The following is a 4,537-nucleotide window of genomic DNA, read 5'->3' as shown; positions in this document are numbered from 1 at the left end:
GGCCTGGAGACCGAACTCCTTACCCCCCCGCGGCGGGCGCCGCGGGGGCGGTCGCCAGAACGCGCGCGCAGGAGCCTCAGCGGATTCCAGCTCGGCAGCCGCGATGCCGAGGCCAGCACGCTTAGCGCGGAAGAGCTTAGCGCGGAAGAGGGAGCTAGCCCTTGAGTCAGCCCTATCGCCAGGACCTGAACTGGCTTGTCACCGAGTTCACCACCCGGGTCGAGGACGTCGCGCACGCGATCGTGGTTTCCGCCGACGGAGTGCCGCTGGCGTTGTCCGCCGGCATCCCTGAAGCCGCCATCGAGCAGCTCGCCGCCATCACCTCCGGGCTGACCAGCCTCATGCAGGGCGCGGCGCGGGTGCTCGACGGCGGATCGGCCACGCAGGCGCTGGTGGAGATGGACGACGGGCTGCTGTTCGTCAAGGCAGTAAGCGACGGCTCGAGCCTCGCCGTCCTCACGGCGCCGGAATGCGACACCCGCCAGGTCTCCTACGAGATGACGAGGCTGGTGGAGGCGGTCGGCCAGCTGCTCACGCCGGCTGCCCGCGCCGAAGGGTTAATGGCGCGAGCGTGATGATCGTCACTGCGATGCGGGCACCTGCCGCCGAGGACGCCAGCCCGCGAAGGCGTCGCCCGGCTAAACTGCCAGGCAGAGACAAGCGTCGTCCGGCCTAACGACCGCCAGCTTCGGCAGGACCGCCGGTTACGTGGCGAAGACTGTTAAGTAGAGGTAAAGTCACGGCGCAGGATTCGGCGTTTACGCGATGGGAGTCGGAATGCGCGTCCTTGTTCTTGGTGGTGACGGTTTTTGCGGCTGGCCGACGTCGCTGTATTTGTCGGATCGTGGTCATGACATCACCATTCTGGACAATCTCAGCCGCCGGAAGATCGACATCGACCTGGAGGTTGACTCGCTGACCCCGATCGTGCCGCTCGGGGACCGGATCAAGGCGTGGCGCGCGGTGTCCGGGCGCGATATCGGGTTCGTGCACGTGGACCTGGCGACGGAGTACGACCGGCTGGCGGCGCTGCTGACCGAGCTGCAGCCGGACGCGGTGGTGCACTTCGCCGAGCAGCGGGCGGCGCCGTATTCGATGCGGTCGCAGCAGACCAAGCGGTACACCGTGGACAACAACGTGCGAGCCACGCACAACCTGCTGACCGCGCTGACCGACACCGGGGTGCAGGCGGCGGTGGTGCACCTGGGCACGATGGGCGTCTACGGGTACGGCTGGTCGGGGTCGGCGCCGATCCCCGAGGGGTACCTGACGGTGAAGGTACCGACGCCGGACGGGGACCTGGAGCGGGAGATCTTGCACCCGGCCAACCCGGGGTCGGTGTACCACATGACCAAGACGCTGGACCAGCTGCTGTTCGCGTTCTACGCCAAGAACGACGGGCTGCGGATCACCGACCTGCACCAGGGCATCGTGTGGGGCACCCAGACCAATCAGACCATCGGTGATGAGCGGCTGATCAACCGGTTCGACTACGACGGCGACTACGGCACGGTGCTGAACCGGTTCCTGATGCAGGCCGCCATCGGCCACCCGCTGACCGTGCACGGCACCGGCGGGCAGACCCGGGCGTTCATCCACATCAAGGACACCGTGCGGTGCATCGAGATCGCGCTGTCCAACCCGCCGCAGGCCGGGGAAAAGCCGCTGGTGCTCAACCAGATGACCGAGACCCACCGGGTGCTGGACCTGGCCAAGCTGATCTCCGACATCACCGGCGCCGACATCGCCTACCTGCCCAACCCGCGGCGCGAGGCCGAGGAAAACGAGCTGATCGTGCGCAACGACCAGTTCCTCGCTCTCGGCCTGGAGCCCACCACGCTGTCGGAAGGCCTGCTCAGCGAGGTCACCGACATCGCCGACCGCTACCGGCACCGCGCCGACCTGCGCAAGATCATCGCCCGCTCGGTATGGAAGGCCGGCATGGAAACCTCCGACGACCTTATGACCGAGGTCGCCGGCGCCCCGGCACGGTCCGCGCCGGGCGGCGAAGCCTGACGATGCGATGAGCGGCCGGGTGCCGGTCACCCTCGCCTGCTGGGACTACGACCGGACCGCGGCGCTGGCCAGCGGCGAGGTCCGGCCGGAAGGCGTCGACCTGACGTACCTGAGCCTGCCGGTCGAGGAGACGTTCTTCCGGATGCTCAGGTACCGCGAGTTCGACGCCGCGGAAATGTCGCTGTCCTCGTACGTGATCAGCCTCGGCGCGGACGATCCGGGCGGCCGGCCGTTCATCGCGATCCCGGTGTTCACTTCGCGCGCCTTCCGGCACAACGGCATCTACGTCAATGCCGCGAGCGGCATCGCGTCCGCCGGGGACCTGCCCGGCCGGACCGTCGGTGTCGCGGAGTACCAGCTCACCGCCAACGTGTGGATCCGCGGGATCCTCGCCGAGCACTACGGGGTTCCCGTCGAGTCGGTCCGGTACCGCACCGGCGGCCAGCACCAGCCCGGCCGCGTCGCGAAGGTCGCCCACGACGTGCCGCCGGAGATCGACATCGCGCCGATCCCGCCGGACCGGACGCTCACGGGCATGCTCGTCTCCGGGGAGATCGACGCGCTGTACACGCCGCGCACCCCGCTCCCGTTCGCGCAGGGCCGGCCGGAGGTGCGCCGCCTGTTCCCCGACGCCCGCGCGGAAGAGGAGCACTACTACCGGCAGACCGGCATCTTCCCCGTCATGCACGTGGTGGTGCTCCGCCGCGACGTGTACGCGGCCAGGCCGTGGCTGGCGCAGTCGCTGTTCAAGGCGTTCGAGGAAGCCCGGCGGCTCGCCGCGGACCGGCTCGCGGAGACGGCGGCGTCGCGCGACATGCTGCCCTGGCTCTACGCGGAAGCCGAGCGCACCCGCGACTTCATGGGGCCCTCCTGGTGGAGCTACGGGCTGGCAGGCAATGAGGAAGGGCTCGCGGTGTTCCTGCGCTACGCCCGTGAGCAGGGCCTCGCCCGCCGCCCGCTCACCCCGGCCGGGCTATTCGCGCCGGAGACCCTGGAGAGCTACGTCATCTAGCCGCCGCAGGTCGGTACGCTGCACGGCATGACGGAACTGGACGCGCTCGACCTGGCGCTGCTCGGTGCGCTGCGGGACAGTCCCCGCGCCGGGGTGCTGCAGCTGTCACGCATCACCCAGGTGGCCAGGGCCACCGTGCAGGCCCGGCTCGACCGGATGGAACGCGCCGGGGTCATCACCGGCTACGGCCCCGACATCGACCTGGCCGCGGCCGGCTATAGCGTGCTCGCGTTCGTCACCCTGGAGATCACGCAGGGCGCCCTCGATCAGGTCCGTGACGACCTGGCGGCCATCCCCGGGGTCCTCGAGGCGCACGCGATCACCGGCTCCGCCGACGTCATCTGCAAGGTAGCCGCCACGTCACACGCCGACCTGCAGCGGACCCTGCTGCGTATCGACAGCTCGCCGTCGGTCGCCAGGTCCACCAGCGCGATCGCCCTGTCCACGGTGATCAAGCCCCGCGACCTGCCGCTGCTCACCGCCCGGCCGGCCGCCCCGGCCACCCGCTCCCCCGCCTTCAGGGGCGATTAGTCCGCCGGCGGCCCGTCGGCGAGGCCGGCCCAGGGCGGGGCGTGGCTCGCGGGCGACCCCGCGTTGGCGGCTAGCTGGCCGAGGAGCTCGCTGAGCCGGGCCACATCGGCGTCGGAGAGGCCGGCCCGCAGCTGGGCGTCGAACGCGACCGCGGTGTCCCGCAGCCGCAGGAACGCCGCCTCGCCCGCCTCGGTCAGCGCGACCACCTGGATCCGCCGGTTGGCCGCGTCCCTGGTGCGAGTGACCAGGCCGCGGGCGTCCATCGCGTTCAGGTGGTGCGTCAGCGTGGCCTCGCGCACCCCGACCTTCTCCGCGAGGTCCTTCTGGTTCGCCGGCCTGTGGATCTTCAGGTTGAGCAGGATGAGCCAGGTCGGCACGGTGCCGCCCGCCTCGGCCAGGGCCTCGTCGAAGGCGCGCTCGACGGCCCGGGCCGCCTGGTTCAGGCGGAGCCCGATCGGGACAGGAAACGGTTCAGGCACGTCACCAAGCGTACCATCATTCATCGATATCTAAGTGTTTGACATCTAACGCTTCGATATCTAAGCTTGGTTTCATGGGAAGCGCGATGAGCGACACCGCCGTCGAGGTCGACGGGCTGCGGAAAGCCTTCGGCACCGTGCTCGCCCTCGACGGGCTGAGCTTCCGGGTGCCGGCCGGGTCCGTGCTCGGGCTGCTCGGGCCGAACGGGTCAGGGAAGACCACCACCGTCTCGATCCTGTCCACCGCGCTGCGGCCGGATGCCGGCCGCGCCACCATCGGCGGCCTGGATGTCGTCGCCGACGCGGCCCGGGTGCGCCGGGTGATCGGCTTCGCCGGCCAGTTCGCGGCCGTGGACCCCAACCTCACCGGCCGGGAGAACCTGACGCTCATCGGGCGGCTGTCCCGGCTGGGCCGCGCCCAGGCCCGGGTCAGGGCCGGGGAACTGCTCGGCGGATTCGGGCTGACCGCCGCCGCGGACCGGCTGGTACGCACCTACTC

The 4,537-nt window shown here is 70.2% G+C and carries 6 protein-coding genes; 5 read left to right on the top strand and 1 reads right to left on the bottom strand.

Annotated features, from left to right (window positions below; genetic code table 11):
* The first annotated feature begins 161 nt into the window (after positions 1-161).
* The 4 genes from WA805_RS22400 to WA805_RS22385 all read left to right on the top strand — a co-directional run bounded on the left by WA805_RS22400 (position 162) and on the right by WA805_RS22385 (position 3,559).
* Positions 162-575: a roadblock/LC7 domain-containing protein gene (locus WA805_RS22400; RefSeq protein ID WP_422287846.1), complete on the top strand. Its 414-nt coding sequence runs from the start codon at positions 162-164 to the stop codon at positions 573-575.
* A 202-nt stretch (positions 576-777) separates the two neighbouring features.
* Positions 778-2,016 (top strand): NAD-dependent epimerase/dehydratase family protein, encoded by a 1,239-nt coding sequence (locus WA805_RS22395; RefSeq protein ID WP_422287844.1) that lies wholly within the window; start codon positions 778-780, stop codon positions 2,014-2,016.
* A gap of 7 nt (positions 2,017-2,023) precedes the next feature.
* Positions 2,024-3,028: an ABC transporter substrate-binding protein gene (locus WA805_RS22390; RefSeq protein WP_425243314.1), complete on the top strand. Its 1,005-nt coding sequence runs from the start codon at positions 2,024-2,026 to the stop codon at positions 3,026-3,028.
* Positions 3,029-3,055: 27 nt separating this feature from the next.
* The gene (locus WA805_RS22385; protein ID WP_422274249.1) at positions 3,056-3,559 is read left to right on the top strand and encodes an Lrp/AsnC family transcriptional regulator; all 504 of its coding nucleotides are present in this window, start codon (positions 3,056-3,058) and stop codon (positions 3,557-3,559) included.
* On the opposite strand, the gene WA805_RS22380 is transcribed toward WA805_RS22385, so the two are convergent.
* Complete coding sequence (locus WA805_RS22380; protein ID WP_425243313.1) at positions 3,556-4,038, bottom strand: MarR family winged helix-turn-helix transcriptional regulator; 483 nt, start codon at positions 4,036-4,038, stop codon at positions 3,556-3,558. The genes WA805_RS22385 and WA805_RS22380 overlap by 4 nt on opposite strands.
* A 74-nt stretch (positions 4,039-4,112) precedes the next feature.
* Here WA805_RS22380 and WA805_RS22375 point away from each other — a divergent pair.
* Positions 4,113-4,537: ATP-binding cassette domain-containing protein (locus WA805_RS22375; RefSeq protein ID WP_425243312.1), on the top strand; the 425-nt coding region annotated here is incomplete at its 3' end.

This window comes from Trebonia sp., assembly GCF_049794275.1.
Lineage (GTDB): Bacteria > Actinomycetota > Actinomycetes > Streptosporangiales > Streptosporangiaceae > Trebonia.
This window is presented reverse-complemented; position numbering and strand designations above follow the sequence as displayed.

Bases quoted from the DNA above. Each gene is read 5' to 3' on its own strand.
- WA805_RS22395 (WP_422287844.1), top strand. From the start codon at position 778: ATGCGCGTCCTTGTTCTTGGTGGTGACGGTTTTTGCGGCTGGCCGACG.
- WA805_RS22390 (WP_425243314.1), top strand. From the start codon at position 2,024: ATGAGCGGCCGGGTGCCGGTCACCCTCGCCTGCTGGGACTACGACCGG.
- WA805_RS22385 (WP_422274249.1), top strand. From the start codon at position 3,056: ATGACGGAACTGGACGCGCTCGACCTGGCGCTGCTCGGTGCGCTGCGG.